This window comes from Catellatospora tritici (assembly GCF_019083965.1).
Taxonomy (GTDB): Bacteria; Actinomycetota; Actinomycetes; order Mycobacteriales; family Micromonosporaceae; genus Catellatospora; species Catellatospora tritici.
This window is the reverse complement of sequence record NZ_JAHRCY010000038.1, coordinates 1-20,888: the sequence shown is the minus strand read 5'-3', so window position 1 is coordinate 20,888 and position 20,888 is coordinate 1. Positions and strand designations below refer to the sequence as shown.

The following is a 20,888-nucleotide window of genomic DNA, read 5'->3' as shown; positions in this document are numbered from 1 at the left end:
CGCAGCTGCTCGACGCCGCCGCCGCGATGTCGGACGGGCCGGACGCGCTGTCCGGGATCCTGTCCGGCATCGTCGACGACGTCGGCCGGGCACTGGCCGAACCGCTGGAGATCTTCCCGGTCTGTCACCACTCGCCCGCCTCGGCGATCGCGATGGCCCGGCGGCTGCGCGAGAAGCAGCCCAAGGTCATCTACCTGGAGCTGTGCGAGGACATGACGCCGCTGCTCACCGAGCTGCGCAACTGCAGGCTGCCGGTGGCGGTGCAGGCGTTCGCGTCCGAACTGGACGGCTTCCCGCAGGAGTGGTCGCCGCTGTCGGTGGTCGCGCCGATCACCGAGGCGTCGGCCGAATACCAGGCCATCGCGTACGCGCTGGACACGCCCGGGGTCGAGCTGGTGCTCGTCGACCGGTCCACCGACCACGTGTTCCAGTGGCAGCCGCGTAAGGACAAGGCCGCCGAGGGCGTCGCCCCCGCCGAACCGGTCGAGGGCGAGCCGGTCGAGGGCGCCGAGCTGCACGGCGACGCCGTCGGCGTCGAGATCGGCGACCTGCGGCCGCGCTTTTCCGAGCTGGAGCAGCACCTGCTGCACCACGGCAAGGTGCGGCACTGGTCGGAGTGGTGGGACCAGTACGTCGAGCAGCCGTTGGGTGATGCCGACTACGACACGTACCGGCAGGTCATGGTCCTGATCGGCAGCCTGTTCCGGCGGCTGGCCCCCGGCGCGCACGACCGGGTCGCCGCCGACGAGGAGCGCGAGCGCTACATGTGGACCCGGATGCGCCAGCACCTGGCCGCCTCCGGCGCCGACAGCGGCGACTGCCTCTACGTCTGCGGCGCGTTCCACGCCGCCAGCCACGTGGCCGAGTTCGGCCTGCACGGCGACGACTCGTACGAGATCAGCCCCCGCACCGCCACCAAGTGGCACTACGGCCTGATCCCGTCCAGCCACTCCGCGATCGAGGCCCAGTTCGGGCTGGCCTCGGGTTCGGTGTCGATCGCGGCGGCGGTGTTCGCCAAGTCGGTGACCCGCACCGGAGTCGTGCCGTACCGGCTGGAAGGGCAGCAGGGCAGCAGCGCGGCCGGGAAGAAGAAGGCCAAGGCGGCGGCGGTCGTGTCGCCGCGGGCGCGGCAGGTCGCCGACCGGCTGTCGGGGTTCCTGGCCCGCCCGCCGGTGCTCGACGCGCTCGACGAGGACGAGCTGCTCGGCTGGTCGGTCGAGATCGTGCGGCTGGCCCGGCGCAACGGCTACCTGTCCAGCACGGCCGACGCCATCGCGGTGTTCGAGACGTCGATCCTGCTCGCGGGGATGCGCGGGCGGGCCCGGCCCACGCCGTACGACTTCCAGGACGCCGCCGTCACCTGCATCGAGAAGGAGAGCGTCCCCGGTCGGCGCGACGTGCGGCGGCTCTGCGAGATCATGCTCGGCGGCGACCGGATCGGCCAGGTCGGCTACGAGTCGCTGCCGCCGCTGGCCCGCGACGTGCACGACCGCCTCACCCCGCTGAACCTCAGGCTGGAGCAGCGCGGTGTGCAGCGGGCCCTGCTCGACATCGCCGGTGACCCGGCCCTGGCCAGGTGCTCGGATCTGTTGTGGATCCTGCGCTATCTGCTGCCGCACAGCGCCGTACGCCCGATCATGGGCGAGCGGCGGCTGGGCGAGAAGCCGATCCAGGAGTCGTGGGACCTGGCGCTCGGCACCCACCAGCGCGAACTGATCGAACTCGGCTATGAGGGCATCACCGTCGAGCAGGTGCTCGAACAGCGGCTGCGCCGCGCCGTCTGGGGCCCGCAGGCCACCGCGGCGGTCGCCCTCGGCGCGGTCGAGGACGCCACGCTCTACCTGCGCAGCCGCCGCTTCGCCGACGAACTGGGCGCGCGGGCGGTCGACCTGCTCGCGGCGGAACGCACCGTGGACGACGCGCCGGAGGTGCTGCGGCGGGCCCGGCGGCTGCTGGCCCACTACCGCGCCACCGAGCCGGTGCTGCCCGGCTGGCTGGAGTCGTTCGTCAAGGCCGGGTACGCCCACTACTGCACCCTGCTGCCCAACGCCTTCGTCGACGCCGAGTCCGGCACCCGGCAGGTCGCGGCGATGCTGGGCTTCCTGTTCAGCATGGAGAGCCTGGCCCTGTCGCTGGGCTGCGACCGGGCACAGCTGGAACTGGCCGTGGCGCAGTCGCACCCGACCACGCCCGCCAAGACCGCGCTGTTGTGGGCGGCCCAGCACCAGCTCGGCATCCTGACCCGTGCCGAGCTGCGGGAACGGACCGGGCAGCTGCTGGACAACCCCCTCGTCCTGCCCGCGTACCCGCACTATCTGAGCGGATTCGTGCAGGCGCTGGAGCCGGTTCCGGCGCTGACCGGGTTCGTGGTCGAGGTGATCTCGCAGGCGTTCGCGCGGCTGCCCGACCCGATCCTGCTGCCCTGGCTGCCGACACTGATCACCACGCTGCGCAAGGAGGGCGGCGACCACGTCGCCCTGCTGGCTCGCGAGGCCGGTCGCATGTTCCCCGGCAGCCTCGCCGCCCTCGACACCTGGACCCCGCCCTGGTCGGCGACTGCCGAGGTGGCGGTCGGGGCGGCGCAAGCGGGCGCGGCGGTCGCGGGGCCGGTCCCCGGCCTGCTGGTGGCCCGTCCGGAAGCGACGGACGCGTTGGCGGCCGTGCTCGGCTGTGAAGGCGAGTGGACCGCGACGACATTGGCCCCGGTGGGCGGACCTGTGTACGACCTGTTCGACCGCCATCCGGAGACGGCCGCCGCGCTCGCGCTGGCCATCGGGGCAGCCTGACGGATGTCACCGGTCCGCATCCGCGATGAACGGATGCGGACCGGCGTCACCCATGGCGGCCGCCCCGTCGCGGTTGATCATCAACCTGTGGCAGGGCACGCTCGGAGTCACCGTCATCGTGGCGTTCACTGATCGGATGCCGGGTGTCGGAGTCGCTGATGTTCCTGGTGGAGCTCAGTGGTGATGCTCGCCCATCGTCGCAGCCAGCCGTCGAGCAGCTCGGGGCTGGTGAACGACCGGTAGGGCAGCAGCGCCAGGACATGACCGTCGTCGGCGGCGAGCAGGCGGCGTTCGCATAGGACGGTGATGGCACTGCGGACCGCGGCGGCGTCGCCGAGCGGCGCGGCGCGTTCGGTGATCCGCTCGGGTGTGGTCAGCCGGTCGGCGAGGACGTAGACGGCGCTGGACAGCAGATCGAGCGTCTCGGTCGCGCTGTCACGGGTGACGGCCACGAAGCCGGCGCCGAGCCGGGCGTGCGCGTGTTCGGGGTGGCGGCGCCAGTTGTCGAGGGCGGCGTTGAGCGCGCCGAGATGGCGGTGGACGGGGGCCTGCGGAGGCAGGGTGCGGCTGAAGAAGTAGGCCGCACGGTCGAGGTCGACCCGTCCGGGCGGGAACAGGTGCCGGTAGTACGGTTCGGGCCGCACACCGTCGATTCCGTACGTCGCCGGGTCGGTGTGGAACGGGGCGAACCGGTGCACCTGGGCGATGGTCGCCGAGCCGCCGGGAGCGGGCAGGTGCCGTAGCCGGCCGATCAGGTCGAGCATGCGCGTGTAGTCGTCGTCGGTCTCGCCGGGGAAGCCGACGAGGATGTTGTAGGAGGGATGGATGCCCGCCTCGGCCAGCCATTTGATGGCCTGGACGTTGCGTAGTGCGGTGATGCCTTTGCGCATGAGTGCCAGGACGTGGTCGGAGAAGCTCTCGATGCCTGGCTGCACCCACCGTACGCCGCTCGCGGCGAGGGCGGCGGTGTCACGTTTGCGCAGGTTCGCCTTGAGCTCGTAGAAGAGGCTCAGGTGCAGCGGCTGCTGGGTCAGGTGGGTGAGCAGTCCGGTGTAGGCGTGGTGGTCGAGGATGTTGTCCGCGGCCATGAAGTCCGTGACCTGGTAGCGGGCCGACAGCGCGTGCAGTTCGGCAGCCACCGCCTGCGGCGGTTTGGTCCTGAACGTCATGCCGAGGGCGTTGAGGCCGCAGAAGGTGCAGTGTTGACGCTCACCCCACCAACAGCCACGCGAGGACTCGTAGGGCAGGTTCACCAGTGCGGGTAGCTGGTGCGGCGGGTGTGCCGCACGCGCGGTGAAGTAGTCGTCGTAGTCCGGTACCGGGCCGGCGCCCAGGTCTGCGACGAGCCTGGCGCGGGACGCCAGCAGCCCGCGGGCGGTCACGCCGGGGATCCGGCGGTCTGGTTCCCCCTCGGCGAGCGAGTCCAGCCACTGTGGGAAGGACTCGTCCGCCTCACCGGTGAAGACGTGGTCCACCAGGTCGGGGAACCGCTCGGCGTACTCCTCACCCATGACGTCGTGGACACACGAACCGCCCAGCAGGATGAGGCGGCCCGGATCGAGCCTCTTGAGGCGGCGGGCCACGGCGAGGCTGGCCAGGGTCTGGTTGAACACGCAGGTGAACCCGTACGCGGCGGCGTCGCGGCCGAGCAGGTGCGCGGCACAGCGGTCGAGGAAGGCCGGCACCACCCGGTCGCGCAGTTCGACGAGCCGGTCCAGGGAGCGGCCATCCGGGGCGGACTCGGCGAGGAACCGGTCGGAGTCGAGGGCCTGCGCGCCGAACAGGTCGGCGGCGAACAGGTGCTCGGCGAGCGGGAACAGTGCCGGGGTCTCGGCGAAGGTCTCGTACAGCTCGGCGCCGATCAGGGCGGCGAAGTCGAGGTTGGGGTACGCGGCGCCGCAGTGGTGACCGGCCTGGCGCGCTCGGGCGACCAGCAACCCGGCGGCGAGGCTGGGCCGGGTGCCCGATGCCCACGGCATGCTCACGATCAGGCAGCGCATGGCGGTGGCCCGTCACCGGCCGGCGAGGGCCGCGGCTGCTTCGGCCTGGACCCGCTCGGCGAGCCAGCGCTCGCCGAATGTGGTGCGCAGCCCGTACGCCAGTCGCAGCCGATGCCGCGGTTCGCAGGCGCGGCTCATCGCGTACCGGCAGAGATCCGGGTCCCGGATGAGCTCGACGCAGGTGTGGCAGACCCGGTGCCGCAGGATGTGCCGGTAGGGTGAGCCGCCCTCGCGCAGCCAGCCGAGGACGGGGCCGAAGCCCCACAGCCGCAGGGTCTGCAGCAGCGGATGGACCCGCCATCGGTGGACGATGTCGACCAGCGGCTCGCGGGTGGCATCGCCCAGCTGCAGGGGATGGTCCTGGCGTTCGTGGCTCAGCGGCGCGCAGCAGGGCGCGACCCGGCCGCCGGGCTGGACCAGCGGCCCGGTCGACGGGCAGGGCGTGGTGTCCCAGGAGTCCTCGCCGACCGGCGCGTACTCGAACAACTCCCGGGCACGGCCGACCGGGCCGACCGGCTGGAACGCCATCCGCTCGCCGGCGAATCCGCGTACCTCGTCGATGAGCCGGGCCTCCGGATAGGTCATCGGCTCGCCGTGCGCGACGCGGATGAGCGCGGTCTTGCCGACCCGGCGAAGAGCCTCGAAGGCGTGCCGGATGCGATCGATCGAGACGAACTCGGTGTGGTAGACGTCGGTAGAGATGTCCCAGTGGTCGATGTCGGCGAAGACCTCGATCCAGTCGGCGGCCCGCTCGGCCGAGGTGGCCCAGTGCGCGGCCGTGACGATGCCGGTCACCATTCCCGAAGCCTTGGCGGCGGCGCCCACTCGCCGCACGAACGCGCGGGCCAGCGTAGGTTCGCCCCCGGTGAAGTCCACGAACCGGATCCCGGCTGCGGCCAGCTCGCTCATCTGTGCCGAGATCCGTTCGGCGAAGTCGGCGCGGAAGGTGGTGGCGCCCAGTTCCGGCCCGGCGCTGACGCTGCAGTGCGCGCACCGCAACGGGCACGCCTCGGTCACGACGAATCCGATCCGGTATGCCGAAACCGTCTGTGCCTCCAAGAGGTTCGACGCGGTACGCGGGGTGAGGCCGTCCTGCAAACTCATGTCGGGAGCTCCCTGGGGCGTCGTGGGCTTGTCGGGCGGGAGAAGCCGCGACGGTTCCTCCCGCCGAGCTGGGTTGCTACAGGCCGCCGCCCCCACGGGCGAGCAGCGAGCTGACCTGGGTCAGGACTTGTTCGTCGAAGGCCTGGTCACCGGTGATGATCTCGCGGATGTAGCTGGCAGCAAGGCTGCCGTCGCGCGGTCCGCGGGCGGCGGTGGCGGGCGCCGCGGTGACATCGGACGGCAGCGCCTCTACGCCGTGTTTGGCGAGCACGGCGAGCAGGTCATTGCTGAGGGCGTTCCGGTCGACTTCGGGGACCTTGGGTGGCATCAGGTTCCTCCTCCGCTACTTTCACCCTGATATGGGTGGTGAGGTACCGAACATACCGATGCCCAATTATTTCCAGCAATGCCCGAATTGGGGTACTCGGTGCACCCGGCGTAGTGTCGCGTCATGGACCGGCTGGAGCAGATGCCGCAGGATTGGACCCGCGCCCTGGCCGTCGCGGCCCATCCCGACGACGTGGAGTACGCGGTCGCGGGCGCCGTCGCAGCCTGGACCACGGCCGGCAAGGACGTGCGCTACACCATCGTCACCCGGGGTGAGGCCGGTATCGACACGATCCCGCCCGAGCAGTGCGGGCCGCTGCGCGAGGCCGAGCAGCGCACAGCCGCCGCTTTGGTCGGTGTGTCGCAGGTGGAGTTCCTCGACCACCGCGACGGCGTCATCGAGTACGGGCTGCGGCTGCGCCGCGACATCGCCGCCGCGATCCGTCGGCACCGCCCGGAACTGGTGCTCGTGGGGAACCTGCACGACACCTGGCTGGGCGGCGGCTGGAACACCCCCGACCACCGGCACGTCGGCCGAGCGACACTGGACGCCATCGGTGACGCGGCAAACCGCTGGATCTTCCCCGAAATCGCCGAGCAGCTGCCCCCGTGGACCGGCGTGCGTTACGCCGCCGTCGGCGGATCGCCGCAGCCAACCCACGCCGTCGACATCACCGACACGATGGAACGCGCCGTGGCGTCGCTGCAGGCCCACCGCGCCTACCTGCAGGCGCTCGGCGGTCAGATGGCCTCGCCACGCCGGTTCCTCGAGCAGATGGCAGACCTGGTCGCCCCTCGCTTCGGCGGCCGGCGCGCGGCCGCGTTCGAGCTGCGCCGAATGTGACCGAGCACGGTCAGCCCCGGCTACCGCGGTGAGCTCGGTGTGCGGTCAGGATAGCCGGCAGGCCGGTCCGGGCACGACGATTTGCCACTGGTGATGCGGCTGGTCTGGGGCGCGATCGAGTGCCGAGGCGCTGTTCAGGGCCATACGTCGGATGCGCTGCCCATGCCGGCTTCGTTGGAGAACAGGTCCCTGCGAGGGCCGATGATGGGCAGCTACCCGTACGACAGGTCCTGGCTCGCGCGGCCGTCACGCCCACGGCGGGCGAGGCGTGAGATGCCGACTTCGGTGAACGCAGTGAGGTGGGTCAGCTCTGGCGGAGCACGGCCACGCCCCTCGGTCCGACAGCAATGCCGCCGTCCGGGCCCCGGGTTCCGACCAGCGGCTCACCGGCCATGCCGGCGACGGTCACCGTCCGGTCGGTGCGGTTGACGAGGAACGCGTATCGGACCTCGTCCTGCCGCCGCACCGCGAGTTCGACCTGCCCGCGTACGCTCGGCGGGAGCTCGCTCGCCACGCCCGCCGCCTCGGCCAACGTGCCCAGCACCCGGGTGAGGCCCGCCGGGCCCAGACAGGTGGACGCGTACGCCGCCGAGCCCGCACCCACGGTCCGCCTCGTGACGGCGGGGCGCCCGGCCAACTCTCCGCCCGCGTACCGGGCCAGCACGGTGACGTCCGGCGAGGTCACCTGGACGTGCTCGGACCACAGGCTCGCGTCCAACCCCAGGTCGAGCGGAACGGTCTCGCCCCGCCGCAGCGGAGCGAACTCCTCGACCCGGATCCCGAGCAGGTCGCGCAGGGCGCCGGGGTGGCCGCCGAGCCACACGTGGTCGTGCTCGTCGACGATGCCCGAGAAGTACGTCGTCACCAGATGGCCGCCGGATTCGACGTAGCCGCGCAGGTCCTCGGCGACCGGCTCGCTGATCATGTGCAGGATCGGCGCGACGACCAGCCGGTAACCGGCCAGCGGCGTGCCGAGCGGCACGACGTCGACGCGGATGCCGAGGTCGAGGAACGCGGTGTACCAGTCGAGGGCTTCCTCCCGGTAGCGCAGCAGGTCGCTCGGGTGCGAGTCGGCTTCGGCGGCCCACCACGACTCCCAGTGGAAGACGATCGCGGCCGGGGCCTGCTCCCGGTGGGCGCCGGCCAGTGGCGCCAGGTCGCGCAGGGTGGCACCGAGGCGGGTGACGGAACGGAAGACGTCGCTGTCGGAACCGGCGTGGGGAACCATGGCCGAGTGAAACTTCTCCGCACCGGCCGCGGACTGGCGCCACTGGAAGAAGCAGACCGCGTCGGCGCCGTGCGCGACGTGGGTGAGCGAGTCGCGGGCCAGCTCGCCCTGCTTCTTGGCCACGTTGACGGGCTGCCAGTTGACCGCGCTGGTCGCGTGTTCCATCAGGAACCACGGTCGACCGCCGGCGATGTTGCCGGTCAGGTTCGCCGAGAAGGACAGCTCGTCGAGACCCTGCGGGCCGGGTTCGAGGTAGTGGTCGTTGGAGACGAAGTCGACGTCGGCGGCCCAGGCGGCGTAGTCCATGCCCTTGGTACCACCCATGATCATGAAGTTGGTGGTGACGGGCACGTCGGGGGTGTACCGGCGCAGGATGTCGCGCTCGGCCCGCAGATGCTCGCGCAGCGCCTCGGAGGAGAAGCGCTTGAAGTCCAGCTGCTGGGTCGGGTTGGGGTGGGTGGCGGCCAGGCGCGGCGGGAGGATCTGCGCCCAGTCGCCGTACTCCTGCGACCAGAAGGCGGTGCCCCACGCGTGGTTGAGCGCGTCGAGGGTGGCGTAGCGCGCACGCAGCCAGGTGCGGAAGGCGTGCGCCGCGTCGTCGGAGTAGTCGTACACGTTGTGGCAGCCCAGCTCGTTGGACACGTGCCAGGCGGCGAGCGCCGGGTGGTCGGCGTAGCGCCCGGCCAGCGCCTCGACCAGGCGCAGGGCGTACGACCGGAAGACCGGCGAGGTGGGTCGCCAGTGCTGGCGGCCGCCCGGCCAGATCGTCTCGCCTCGCGCGTTGACCGGCAGGATCTCGGGGTGCTTCGCGGTGAGCCAGGGCGGCGGTGAGGCGGTGGCGGTGGCCAGGTCCACGGCGATGCCGTGGTCGTGCAGCAGGGCCATGACCTCGTCGAGCCAGTCGAAGCGCCACGTGTCCGCGCCCGGCTGTAGGCGGGCCCAGGAGAAGATGCCGAGCGAGACGATGTTGACGCCCGCTTCCCGCATGAGGCGTACGTCGTCGCGCCAGACCTCGCGGGGCCACTGCTCGGGATTGTAGTCGGCGCCGAAGGCGAGGCCCGGCGTGGCGTGGTCGGGTCGGCGCAGCCACTGCGGACGGGCGGGGTGGGTCACGGGGTGCTCCTTGCGAGGTTCTGCGGGCAGGGCTGGGCCGGTGCCGCGGACAGGTCCGGGACCCGTCGCGCGGCACCGGGGTCGGCGGTCAGCCGACCGTGAAGCCCTGGTCCTTGCCGTACTTCGCGGACGCCTCCTGCCACGCCTTCAGGGCGTCGGCCAGGGTCGTGCTCGAGACGTACGCCTTGCCGACGGTGTCGTTGAAGATGCTGTTGGCGTAGACCTGGAACGGCAGGTACGACCAGCCCTTCACGACGTTGGCGGCCGACTGGGCGAAGACCTGGTTGGCCTTCTGCCCACCGAAGTACGGGAACTCCTTGTTCAGGAACGCGTCCGACTTGAGCTCGGCGTTCGTGGCGGGGAAGGCGCCGTTGTCGACGCGGATCTGCACACCCGCACCCGCCGTGGCGTACTTGAGGAAGCCGTACGCCAGCGCGTTGTTGCTGCCCGCCTTCGGGATGGCCAGCGAGCTGCCGCCGTTCTCGGCGGCGGCGGTGCCACCGGCGGTCCACTGCGGCATCGGGGCGACGCGCCACTTGCCCTTGGCGGCGGGCACGCCGGACTCCAGGTTCGCCGGCATCCAGGCGCCGATGACGAGCGTGGCGATGGTGCCGTCACCGAGGCCCTTGTACCAGCCGTCGCTCCACGAGCCGACCGGCGCGACCAGCTTGTCGCTGATGAGCTGCTGCCAGGTGGTGGCGAACTTGGTGGACCCGTCGTCGGCCAGGTTGATGTTCACCTTGGTGCCGTCGACGGTGAACGGCTTGCCGCCCGCCTGCCAGATCAGGCTGGTGGTGAACCCGGCGTCGCCGGTGTCGTTGGTGATGTACGCCTTCGGGTCGGCGGCGTGCAGCTTCCTGGCGGCCGCGACGTACTCGTCCCAGGTGGTCGGCACCGCGATCTGGTACTTGTCGAAGACGTCCTTGTTGTAGAACAGCGCCATCGGGCCGGAGTCCATCGGCAGGCCGTAGGTGCCGCCGGAGACCTTCACCGACGACCACGGGCCGGGGGTGAACGTGCCGTCCAGCTCGTTCGCGCCCAGGGCGGACAGGTCGGTCAGGGATTTGCCGAGGGCGAACTGCGGCAGGGCGTAGTACTCGACCTGCGCCACGTCCGGCACGCCGGAGCCCGCCGCGATGGCGTTCTGCAGCGCGGTGTACTGGTCGTTGCCGGTGCCGGCGTTGACCAGGTTCACCTTCACCTTGGGGTACTTCGCCTCGAACGAGGTGACGACCTGCTTGAGCGTCGGCTCCCAGGCCCAGACGGTGATCGAGCCGCCCTTGTCGAGGGCGGCCTGCACCTGGTCGGCGCTGACCGGAGCGGTCGTGTCGCCGCTGTCGGAGTCGTTGCCGCAGGCGGCCAGCGCCACGGCCGTGACCGCGGCGGTGGCGAGCGCGGCCGTGCGCAGGAACGCGCGGCGGTTGGTGAACGACATGTGTGTCCTCTCAAACGGGGGTGTTGCGCTGGTGGGACGGTGTTGCGGGATCAGTCCTTGACGCCGCCGGCGGCGAGGCCGGACTGCCAGTAGCGCTGGAGGAAGAGGAAGGCGGCCAGCAGCGGCAGGATCGTCAGCAGCGAGCCGGTGATCACGAGGTTGAAGATGACGTCGCCGCCCGCGGTGGTGGCCTGGTCGTTCCACGAGTTGAGGCCCAGGGTCAGCGGGTACCAGTCCGGATCCTTGAGCATGATCAGCGGCAGGAAGTAGTTGTTCCAGGTGGCGACCATGGTGAACAGGGCCACCGTGACGATGCCCGGCGCCAGCAGCGGCACGCAGATGCGCAGGAACGTACGCAGCTCGCCGGCGCCGTCCACCCGTGCGGCCTCCATGAGTTCGCCCGGGATCGCCGACGCCGCGAACGTCCACATGAGGTAGAGACCGAACGGTGAGATCAGCGAGGGGATGATCACCGCCCAGGGCGTGTTGGTCAGCCCGAGCTTGGAGAACATGAGGAACGTGGGTACGGCCAGGGCCGTGCCCGGCACCGCGACGGCGCCGATGACGACGGCGAACACGCCGCGCTTGCCCGGGAAGTCGAACTTTGCCAGGGCGTAGCCGCCGAGGGTGGCCAGCGCGGTGGCGCCGCCGGCGCCCAGCACCACGTAGAGCAGGGTGTTGAGCAGCCACCGGACGAAGACGCCGTCGTCGTAGCCGAGGGTGTCGCGGATGTTCTGCCAGAGCGAGAAGTCGCCGGAGAACCACAGCCCGAACGAGTCGAACAGGCCCGCCTGGGTCTTGGTGGCGTTGATGAACAGCCAGACCAGCGGCACCAGGCTGTACACCAGCATGACGGCGGTCAGCACGGTCAGCAGCGGGCTGCGCCCGCCCTTTCGGGGGGTCATCGCCTACCGCTCCTTCCGCGTGCCGCGCAGCTGGACGGCGTAGGCGACGATCACCGTGAGGATGCCCATCACGATGGCGACGGTCGCGGAGTAGTTGTACTGCTGGCCGGAGAAGGACAGCGAGTACGCGTACATGTTCGGGGTGAAGTACGTGGTGATCACGTTCGGGGCCAGGCTCTGCAGGATGTTCGGCTCGTTGAACAGCTGGAAGCTGCCGATGATCGAGAAGATGGTGGCGATCAGCAGCGCGCCGCGGATCGCGGGCAGCTTGATCGACCGGATCACCTGCAGTTGGCCGGCGCCGTCGATCTCGGCGGCCTCGTACAGCGACTTCGGCACCACCTGTAGCGCGCTGTAGAAGATCAGCATGTTGTACCCGACGAACTCCCAGGTCACGATGTTGCCGATCGAGGCGAGGATCAGGTCGGGGGAGAGGGGATCGGGCAGCGACACGCCGAGCGCCTCGTTGATGTTGCCGACCAGGCCGAACCGGGACCCGTACATGAAGCCCCACATCAGCGTGGCCACCACGGCGGGCACCGCGTACGGCATGAAGACGGCGACCCGGAAGAACGCCTTGCCGTAGAGCCTGCCGCTGTCGATCGCCAGCGCGACCAGCAGTGCCAGGAACAGCATGATCGGCACCTGGACCAGCAGGAACAGCGCCACTCGCCCCGCCGCCGACCAGAACTGCGGATCGGTGAACGCGTCCTGGTAGTTGTCCGGGCCGACGAAGCTGGTGCCGCCGATCAGCCGGGTCCGGAACAGACTCAGGTAGATCGCGTAGCCGATGGGGGCGAGGAACACGAACGCGAACACCGCCATGAACGGGCCGACGAACGCCCAGCCGGTCCAGGCGATACGGCGTCGCGCCGGACTGCCACGGCCGGTGCGCTGGATCGTCGGAGGGGCAAGCACCGTCAAGTCCACTCCTTCCGACAAGTTCGTGATGGCCGTCTTGGGATGATGTTTACGTAAACATAGGGCGCCGACCTGTGCTCTCCGCATTCGATGCACGGAGGAGGGCAGCATCACGCTGCGTAATGTTTACGTAAACATCAGCGGAGTGATAGTGTCACCGACGCCGAACGGGCGTCAAGAAGCGGTTTCGGATTCGTTACATCGGCCTGGCGCTCCGGCGTCGCCGCCCTGGGGGAGGAGCGCGGAATGAGCCGCTCGAAGCCACGGGTGTCGATGGCTGACGTGGCTCGCCTGGCCGGGGTCTCCTCGCAGACCGTGTCCCGGGTCTCCACCGGCCACCCCGGCGTCGTCGGCAGCACCCGCCAGCAGGTCCTCGCCGCGATGAAGGAGCTGGGTTACCGCCCCAACAGCGCGGCCCGCGCCCTCAAGAGCGGCCAGTTCCGCACCATCGGCGTCATCCTGTTCACCCTGTCCAGCACCGGCAACAGCCGCACCCTCGAGGCGATCGCCACGCACGCGGCGCTGCAGGGATACGCCATCACGCTCATCCCCGTCGCCATGGCGACGCAGGACAGCGTGCTCGGCGCCTTCACCCGCCTGGGCGAGCTGGCCGTCGACGGCATCATCGTGATCATGGAGGTCCACCTGCTGGACTCGGCCACCGTGACGCTGCCCCCGCACGTGCAGGTGGTGGTCGTCGACTCCGACGCGGGCGACCGGTACAGCGTCGTGGACACCGACCAGGCCGACGGTGCCCGGCAGGCAGTGAACCACCTGCTGGAACTCGGCCATCGCACGGTCTGGCACGTGGCGGGGCCCGAGGGTTCTTTCGCGGGCGAGCGCAGGGCCCAGGCCTGGCGCGACACGCTCGCCGCCGCCGGGCGTCGGATACCGGAGCCGCTGCGCGGCGACTGGTCGGCCGAGTCGGGCTACCGGGCCGGGCTCGCGCTGGCCGAGGAGCCCGGCTGCACGGCGGTCTTCGCCGCCAACGACCAGATGGCCCTGGGTGTGCTGCGCGCGCTGCACGAGCGAGGTCGGGCGGTGCCGGGCGACGTCAGCGTCGTCGGCTTCGACGACATCCCGGACGCGTGCTCGTTCATCCCGCCGCTCACCACGGTCCATCAGGACTTCGCCGAGGTGGGACGCCGCTGCGTGGAGGGCATCCTCCGGCAGATCGACAGCGGCGAGACCGAGCGCGGCACCACGCTGGTGTCCACGCGCCTGGTGGTGCGGGACAGCACCGCCGCACCTCGCCTGCGCTGAGAGCGACGGCGCGTCGCGTCCGTCCCAGCGCGCGAATGTGGCATTGACAGCTGTCTGTCGATGACTCTAGGGTCCGGACACAGTACGCATACAAGGCGACCTTCCGGGTGGGCGCCATCCGCACCGTTCCCCCGGAAGGAACACCCATGCATCGTCGTCCGCTATGGACGCTGGCCGTCGTCGGCGCCCTCATCCTGACCGTCTCACCCGCCGCGGCAGCCGCCCCGCCGCCCGGTCCTGCCGCGCCCGTCGGGCTTGCCCGGCCCGCGGCCGACTCTCCCGCCCTGCGCGGGTCCGTCGCCCCCATCGGCGGCGTGGTGCCCGGCCTGACCGGAGCCGCCGCCCGGCAGGCCGCAGGTGCGGCGGCCGATCACTTCCGGTCCGCCCGGACCTCGGCACTGGCCGCCGCCCAGCTGCACACCTCGTGGGGCATCCGCTTCCCGATCAACGCCAGCCAGGGCCTGCGCGCGACCCAGAGCGTCGTCACCGGCGCCGGCACCACGACCACCGGCGGCGACTACGTGTACGCGCCGACGGCGATCCCGGCCGGTAGCGCGTGCATCGAGATGACCACCGCGTATACGCCGACGGGACCGAATCTGTGGGCCTGGGACTGGTGCGGCGGACGCGACGGCGTCGGCAAGCTCACGCCCATGAACGCGTCGTTCCTGGCCACCTACACGACCATGGTCAACGGGCGGCCGGCGTACAGCCTCGACGAGCACAAGACGTCGACCACGGCCAACACCTGGACCGCGTACCTGTACAACTTCCAGACCCACGCCTGGGACGTGTACTTCACCAGTTCCGGTGTCTACGACCTGCCGCAGTTCCCGTTCGGCTGGGACATGTTCGAGGTGTACACGTCGGTCAACCCGGCCACCGGCGCCGGCTACTACTGCCGCGACCTGGCCGGGAGGGCGTTCGAGAGCAGCGGCATCCAGCTGTCGGTCAACGGCGCGTGGACCCCGGCCACCGCCGCGAACGCGCCCACCGACAGCGTCAACCCGCCCGCGGGCAGCAGCTTCGACTGCCCGGCACTCACCTTCTCGATGGTGCACGCCAACGACGACTGGCTCGACCAGATCGGCGCGGCACCGACGTCGGTCTCGTACGAGGCCGAGGCGAGCGGCAACACCCGCGGCGGTCAGGCGGCGGTACGCAGCCTGTCGACCGCCTCGGGCGGCGCTGTCGTCGGCTACGTCGGCAACGGCACCGCCAACTATCTGCAGTTCAACAACGTCAACGGCGCCACCGCGGGCAGCCGCACGGTGACCGTCTACTACGCGTCGGGGGAGAACAGGTCGGCGACCGTCAGCGTCAACGGCGGCAGCCCGATCTCGGTCAGCACCCCCAGCACCGGCGGCTGGAACACGGTCGGTTCGGTGAGCATCACGCTGAACCTCGCGGCCGGGGCCAACACGATCCGCTTCGGCAACGCGGCCGGCTGGGCGCCGGACCTGGATCGCATCGTCGTGTCCTGACGAGAGAGTCGCGGGTGTGGAAACCGCCATCGGTTCCCACACCCGCGGCGGTCGTTACGACGCCGTCCGCGTCCACTGCTGGTTGGTGCCGCTGCCGCAGGTGTACTGCTGGATGTCGGCGCCGTCGCCGGTGCCGGAGCCGACCACGTCGAGGCACTTGCCGCTGTGCCGGGCGACCAGCCGGAAGTAGCTGCCGGTGGCCTGCCACTGCCACTGCTGGTTGGTGCCGCTGCCGCAGGCGTACTGGATGACGTTGGCGCCGTCGGTGGTGGCGGCGCCTGCCACGTCCAGGCACCTGCCGCTGTTCTGGTTGACGACCCGGACGTAGCCGCCGCCCGCGTCCTGGAACTCCCACTTCTGGTTCGCGCCGCCGTTCCAGGTCCACTGCTTGATCTCGGCGTTGTTCGCGGTGGACGCCGAGATCACGTCCATGACCTTGCCGCTGTTGCGGTTGGTGACCCGGTAGTAGGTCGGCGTGGTCACGGCCAGGCCCCACGAGTAGCGCAGCTGGTCGCGCCCCGACTGGTTGGTCGTGGTCAGCGACAGGTTGGTGCCGGAGCCGCTGAGCTGCTGGATGCTGTACCAGTCGTCGATGCGCACGCCGGGCCAGTACACGGTGCCCAGGCCCAGCGCGCGCGACTCGGCGGCGACGCCCCGGATGAACGACACGAACGAGTCGGACGTGGACGAGGCGTTGTAGTTGCGCCCGTCCGTCATGGGGGCGCCCCACTCGGTGACGATGACGCGACCGGCGTAGCTGCCGATGCTGTTGCGCAGTGCGTCCCGCCACTGCTGTTCGGTCGTGAGGCTGCTGTCGAAGAACTGGTAGATGTGCCGGGAGATGTACGTGCCGTCGAACCGGCTGTCGCTGCCGATCGTGATGAGCCGCTGGTTGTACCCGGCACCGCTGATGATCACGCGACCGCGCGGCACCCCGGCGTAGTTCGACAGCCACTGGGCCGCCAGGTTCTTCCAGTCTGCGTCGCTGTAGCCGTACGGCTCGTTCATCGGCTCGAAGTACACCCAGCTGTTGGCCCCGTACGCGTCGGTGATGGTCTGCCACATCGACCAGAACTGGGTGAGGTTGTCGACCAGGCCGTTGCGGGAGCTGCTGCCCTCCCAGTAGCTGAGGATGACCTTCATGCCCTTGGCCGCCGCCGCGTCGATGATGCCCCGGTAGGAGCCCCAGTACGCCCCGGACACGGTCGCGTGGTTGACCGGCAGGCGGACGGTGTTGGCGCCCAGGTTGTTCTGAAATCCGCTGAGGACCGCGTTCGCCTTCGCCTGGGTGGTCGCGTAGCTGTCCGACGTCGACAACCCGCCCAGGACCAGGACGTCGTCGACGAAGTTGTCGCGCTGGTCGGCCCAGTTGACACCTTTGAAGTCGTTGGTCGCCGCGTGCGCCGGCGCGGCCGTCACGGCCAGCCCGGCCGCCGCCACGACCACGCTGACGGCCATACCCAGCGGCAACAGCCGTTTCATCCTTCGCATGTGCTTCGCCCTTTCTCGGGGACGGGCGCGGTGAGTCGGATGCCATCTGTAGCCCAGGCGGGTCGGGCGACGCCACGATGTACACCGACTGGAACAGGAACGTTCACAGTCGAACATCCGAACCGGACTGTCGCCGTCCGGTCACCGGACGCGGATGCGCGCCACCGACGAATGGCGTACCACCAGCTCCGGCGCGACCAGGACCCGCTGTGACGGCCGGCGCTCGCCGTCGAGCAGGCGGGAGACCATCAGCTCGACCGCGACCCGGCCCACGTGGGTCTTCGGCGGCCGCACCGCCGACAGCGACGGCTCGGCCAGGTGGGCGACCTCGTCGTCGTAGGAGACCAGCGCCAGGTCGTCGGGGATCGACACGCCCTGCTCGGCACAGTACTGCGCGACCGACATGGCGTCGGGGTCGCTGTGCACGATCATCGCGGTGATCCTGGACCGCCCGCACTCGCCGAGAACCCGGTGAATGATCTCCCGGTGCCCGGGGTTGCCGAGCGCGACCGATTCGCGGACCACCGTCGCGTCGCAGATGCCGAGATCGGCGCACGCCACCTGCCAGCCCTGGAACAGGTATGCCGAGGTGGGGCTCCCCTTGGACAGCAGCAGCGCGATGCGCCGGTGGCCGTGCTGGTGCAGATGGTGCACGGCCATCTCCATGCCCAGCGCGTGATCGCTGCGTACGCACTCGATCTGTCGGGCGGTGGAGGTCCACCGCTCCGGCTGGCGCTCCACGAGGACCGTGGGCACGGGCAGGTGACCCACCCAGTCGATCATCTCCCGCGCCCGCTCACCCTCGAGGCTGGGCGCCAGCAGCAGACCCTGGACCTGCCCCGCCTCGATCAGCCGGCTGACCTGGCGCCGGTCCTCGTCCGCGTCGTAACTGGAACCACGCAGCTGGAGGCTGACCCCCAGCGCCGCGGCTGCCGCTCGTGCGCCGCTGACGATGGGCGGCCAGTAGAAGTCCAGCGACGGCACGACCATGCCGACGGTGAAGCGGGTGGACGCCTGCCGGGGCCGGTCCGTACGGCCGACGGAGGTCGGCAGTGTCGCGCCGCCGTGGACCTTCGTCACCAGATTGCGCCGAGCCAGGGCGTCGATGTCGCGCCGGATCGTGAGCTCGCTGACGGCCAGTTCGCGGGCGAGATCGCTGACCCGCACGGCTCCGTGACGACGAAGTTCGCCGAGCAGCATCTCCTGCCGCTGCACGCCGAACAGCCGCCGCCCCGCCATGACGGACCTCCCGCCACTAGCCTCGATGTTCGATTCTGTACGTTCGTGTGCCTTTCTGGACGGAGTATGGCGCGCGAATTCAGCACGGTCAACCCTTTTGGTAACCCGACTGAAACCAAAGCGCCCCATTGGTCCCGCCTGGCCGGGCGCCGTCGCCCTTCGACAGAGGAAGTTGATCAACGTGATCGAGAGCCTCCCACCTCCCGGCGCCGTCCACCGACTCGCCCGATCGATCTGGGCCGTCGTCGGCGCGGCACTGCTCGTCGTCGCCGCGGTGGGGATCGCGCCCGCGCCCGCCGAGGCGGCCCCCGTGGACATCACCAACGGCACCCAGTTCCGGGACACCAGCGGGAACGTGGTGCACGCCCACGGCGGCGGCATGCTGCGCGTCGGCGCCTACTACTACTGGTTCGGCGAGAACCGCAACGCCGACAACACCTTCCGCGCCGTCTCGGTGTACCGCTCCACGGACCTCAAGAACTGGGAGTTCCGCAACAACGTCCTGACCCAGGCGTCGAGTCCCGAGCTGAACGTCGCCAACATCGAACGGCCCAAGGTCATCTACAACAGCTCCACGGGCAGATACGTGATGTGGATGCACAAAGAGAACGGGTCCGACTACGGCGAGGCGCGCGCCGCCGTCGCCTCGTCGGCGACCGTGGACGGCACCTACACCTATCACGGCAGCTTCCGCCCGCTCGGACAGCACATGTCCCGAGACATCACGCTCTACAACGACAACGGCACCGCATACATGATCTCCGCGGCGGACGAGAACTACGACCTGAACATCTACCGGCTCACCGCCGACTACCTCAACGTCAGCACGCTGGTCGGCAACTTCTGGAACGACGCGCACCGCGAGGCCCCGGCCATGTTCAAACGCGGCAGCGTCTACTTCCTGCTGAGCTCGGCCGCCACCGGCTGGAGTCCGAACCAGGCACGCTACGCGACGGCGAGCAGCATCTCCGGCCCGTGGACCGGCTGGACCAACGTCGGCGACTCCACCACGTTCAACTCCCAGCCGACCTACGTGTTGCCGATCCAGGGCACCTCGACGACCAGCTACCTCTACCTGGGCGACCGCTGGGCCGGTGCCTGGGGCGGGCCGGTCGGCGACTCGCAGTACGTCTGGCTGCCGATCAGCTTCCCCAGCAGCACCAGCATGAGCCTGACCTGGTATCCGCAGATCACCATCGATGCCGCCACCGGCACCGTCACCGGGAGCGGATCGACTCCGAGCTACCGGATCACCGCTCGTCACAGCGGGAAGGTGATGGACGTGGTCGGGGGGTCGACGGCCAACAGTGCCGAGGTCAAGCAGTACGCCTGGAACGGGGGAGCGAACCAGAAGTGGCAGTTCCAGGACGCGGGGGGCGGCTATTACCGGTTGGTGAGCCTGGTCAGCGGCAAGTGTCTGGACGTGGCTGGGGCGTCGACGGCGGACGGGGGCAACGTCATTCAGTACACCTGTGGCGGTGGGACCAACCAGCAGTGGCAGTGGGTGGCCACGGGCGGTTATTTCCAGCTGCGGGCTCGGCACAGCGGCAAGTGCCTGGACGTGGTGAGCGCGTCCACGGCCGACGGTGCCGACATCCAGCAGTACGCCTGCGGCAGTGGCACCAACCAGCAGTGGTCCCGCACCGCTGCGTAGCACATCACCCGCCGTCCTGCGGTGATCACCCGCATGCAGGGTGATCACCGCCCCCTGAAAACCTTTGGAGGCAAGCGTGAACTCACGCATGACAAGACCCGGAACACCACTCGCACGGTGGACAGCCCGGCTGGCAGGCATGCTGCTCCTCGTCGGCGGCGGCCTCGTCGCGGTCGCCTCGCCCGCGGCCGCCGCCAGCGGTTACCTCTACGCCACGTTCAGGGGCGACGGTGCGGCCGACCAGGAGCTGTGGGTCTACCAGTCGACCGACGGGACCAACTTCACCACCTTCGCCGACACGAACTACCAGGGGCCGTCCGGCGTCCTGCGCGACCCGAGCATCATCAACCACAACGGCACCTACTTCATCGCCTACACCGTCCAGTCCTGGACCACGAACTCCACCTACTTCAACATCGCCTCCAGCACGAACCTGACCACCTGGCAGCACGTGGCGAGCGTCAACTCGGGCATCGCGGACACCAAGTTCACCTGGGCGCCCGAGTTCTACGTCGAGGGCAGCACGGTACGGGTCATCGCGAGCGTCGCGCAGACCACCTGCTCGAACTGCTTCCGGCCATACGTCTACACCGCCCAGAACAGCGCGCTGACCTCATGGAGCGGGCCGGCGGCGATGGGCGGGCTGGACGCCAACCACATCGACACGTTCGTGGTGCGCTCCGGTAGCACCTACCACGCCTTCGTCAAGAACGAGACCTCGAAGTACATCGAGCACTGGACCAGCACGACGAGCCTGACCAGCGGATGGACTTCGGCGGGCAGCCTGTGGACCTCCGGGTACGAGGGGCCGGCGGTGACCCAGCTGGCGAACGGCACCTGGCGCATCTACGTGGACAAGTACACCAACGGTGGGATCTGGTCTGCCACCAGCTCCGATCTCAACAGCTGGTCCGGCCTGAGCAGTGTGGCCTGCGCGGGCTGCCGGCACGGCACCGTCCTGCCGGTGGCGGCACTGCCGGCCGCCGCCCCCTATTACCAGATCACCGCTCGTCACAGCGGGAAGGTGATGGACGTGGTCGGGGGGTCGACGGCCAACAGTGCCGAGGTCAAGCAGTACGCCTGGAACGGGGGAG

15 protein-coding genes are annotated in these 20,888 nt (G+C 70.0%); 6 read left to right on the top strand and 9 right to left on the bottom strand.

Going from position 1 to position 20,888, the window contains the following annotated elements:
- Positions 1-26: 26 nt before the first annotated feature.
- Positions 27-2,786: a DUF5682 family protein gene (locus KUA19_RS40675; protein ID WP_254550898.1), complete on the top strand. Its 2,760-nt coding sequence runs from the start codon at positions 27-29 to the stop codon at positions 2,784-2,786.
- A 125-nt stretch (positions 2,787-2,911) separates the two neighbouring features.
- Here the strand turns inward: KUA19_RS40675 and KUA19_RS40670 are convergent, their stop codons facing one another.
- The 3 genes from KUA19_RS40670 to KUA19_RS40660 form a co-directional block, all read right to left on the bottom strand.
- On the bottom strand, positions 2,912-4,765 hold the full coding sequence (locus tag KUA19_RS40670) for a RiPP maturation radical SAM C-methyltransferase (protein WP_254550897.1): 1,854 nt from the start codon (positions 4,763-4,765) through the stop codon (positions 2,912-2,914).
- 33 nt (positions 4,766-4,798) lie between these two features.
- Positions 4,799-5,890, bottom strand: coding sequence for a radical SAM protein (locus tag KUA19_RS40665; RefSeq protein ID WP_217405130.1), 1,092 nt, complete (start codon positions 5,888-5,890; stop codon positions 4,799-4,801).
- 76 nt (positions 5,891-5,966) lie between these two features.
- Positions 5,967-6,218, bottom strand: coding sequence for a hypothetical protein (locus tag KUA19_RS40660; RefSeq protein WP_217405123.1), 252 nt, complete (start codon positions 6,216-6,218; stop codon positions 5,967-5,969).
- Positions 6,219-6,341: 123 nt separating this feature from the next.
- Between KUA19_RS40660 and KUA19_RS40655 the strand changes: the two genes are divergently transcribed.
- The gene (locus KUA19_RS40655) at positions 6,342-7,061 is read left to right on the top strand and encodes a PIG-L deacetylase family protein (RefSeq protein ID WP_217405121.1); all 720 of its coding nucleotides are present in this window, start codon (positions 6,342-6,344) and stop codon (positions 7,059-7,061) included.
- Between the two features lie 304 nt (positions 7,062-7,365).
- Here the strand turns inward: KUA19_RS40655 and KUA19_RS40650 are convergent, their stop codons facing one another.
- The 4 genes from KUA19_RS40650 to KUA19_RS40635 all read right to left on the bottom strand — a co-directional run bounded on the left by KUA19_RS40650 (position 7,366) and on the right by KUA19_RS40635 (position 12,660).
- On the bottom strand, positions 7,366-9,402 hold the full coding sequence (locus KUA19_RS40650) for a beta-galactosidase (RefSeq protein WP_217405119.1): 2,037 nt from the start codon (positions 9,400-9,402) through the stop codon (positions 7,366-7,368).
- 88 nt (positions 9,403-9,490) lie between these two features.
- On the bottom strand, positions 9,491-10,837 hold the full coding sequence (locus KUA19_RS40645; protein WP_217405117.1) for an ABC transporter substrate-binding protein: 1,347 nt from the start codon (positions 10,835-10,837) through the stop codon (positions 9,491-9,493).
- Between the two features lie 50 nt (positions 10,838-10,887).
- Positions 10,888-11,742 carry a carbohydrate ABC transporter permease gene (locus tag KUA19_RS40640; RefSeq protein ID WP_217405115.1) on the bottom strand — a complete coding sequence of 285 codons (855 nt, stop codon included), beginning with the start codon at positions 11,740-11,742 and terminating at the stop codon, positions 10,888-10,890.
- Positions 11,743-11,745: 3 nt separating this feature from the next.
- Complete coding sequence (locus KUA19_RS40635) at positions 11,746-12,660, bottom strand: carbohydrate ABC transporter permease (RefSeq protein WP_372452036.1); 915 nt, start codon at positions 12,658-12,660, stop codon at positions 11,746-11,748.
- 249 nt (positions 12,661-12,909) lie between these two features.
- On the opposite strand from KUA19_RS40635, the gene KUA19_RS40630 reads away from it, so the two are divergent.
- Complete coding sequence (locus KUA19_RS40630) at positions 12,910-13,926, top strand: LacI family DNA-binding transcriptional regulator (protein WP_254550892.1); 1,017 nt, start codon at positions 12,910-12,912, stop codon at positions 13,924-13,926.
- A 146-nt stretch (positions 13,927-14,072) separates the two neighbouring features.
- Positions 14,073-15,410 carry a carbohydrate-binding protein gene (locus tag KUA19_RS40625; protein WP_217405113.1) on the top strand — a complete coding sequence of 446 codons (1,338 nt, stop codon included), beginning with the start codon at positions 14,073-14,075 and terminating at the stop codon, positions 15,408-15,410.
- Positions 15,411-15,464: 54 nt separating this feature from the next.
- Here KUA19_RS40625 and KUA19_RS40620 read toward each other — a convergent pair whose 3' ends face one another.
- The gene (locus tag KUA19_RS40620) at positions 15,465-16,892 is read right to left on the bottom strand and encodes an RICIN domain-containing protein (protein WP_217405111.1); all 1,428 of its coding nucleotides are present in this window, start codon (positions 16,890-16,892) and stop codon (positions 15,465-15,467) included.
- Positions 16,893-17,042: 150 nt separating this feature from the next.
- Positions 17,043-18,140, bottom strand: coding sequence for a substrate-binding domain-containing protein (locus KUA19_RS40615; protein ID WP_254550891.1), 1,098 nt, complete (start codon positions 18,138-18,140; stop codon positions 17,043-17,045).
- 232 nt (positions 18,141-18,372) lie between these two features.
- Here KUA19_RS40615 and KUA19_RS40610 point away from each other — a divergent pair, with 232 nt between their 5' ends.
- Positions 18,373-19,794: an RICIN domain-containing protein gene (locus tag KUA19_RS40610; protein WP_217405179.1), complete on the top strand. Its 1,422-nt coding sequence runs from the start codon at positions 18,373-18,375 to the stop codon at positions 19,792-19,794.
- A gap of 139 nt (positions 19,795-19,933) precedes the next feature.
- A partial coding sequence (locus tag KUA19_RS40605; RefSeq protein ID WP_217405107.1) for an RICIN domain-containing protein occupies positions 19,934-20,888 on the top strand: 955 nt, incomplete at its 3' end.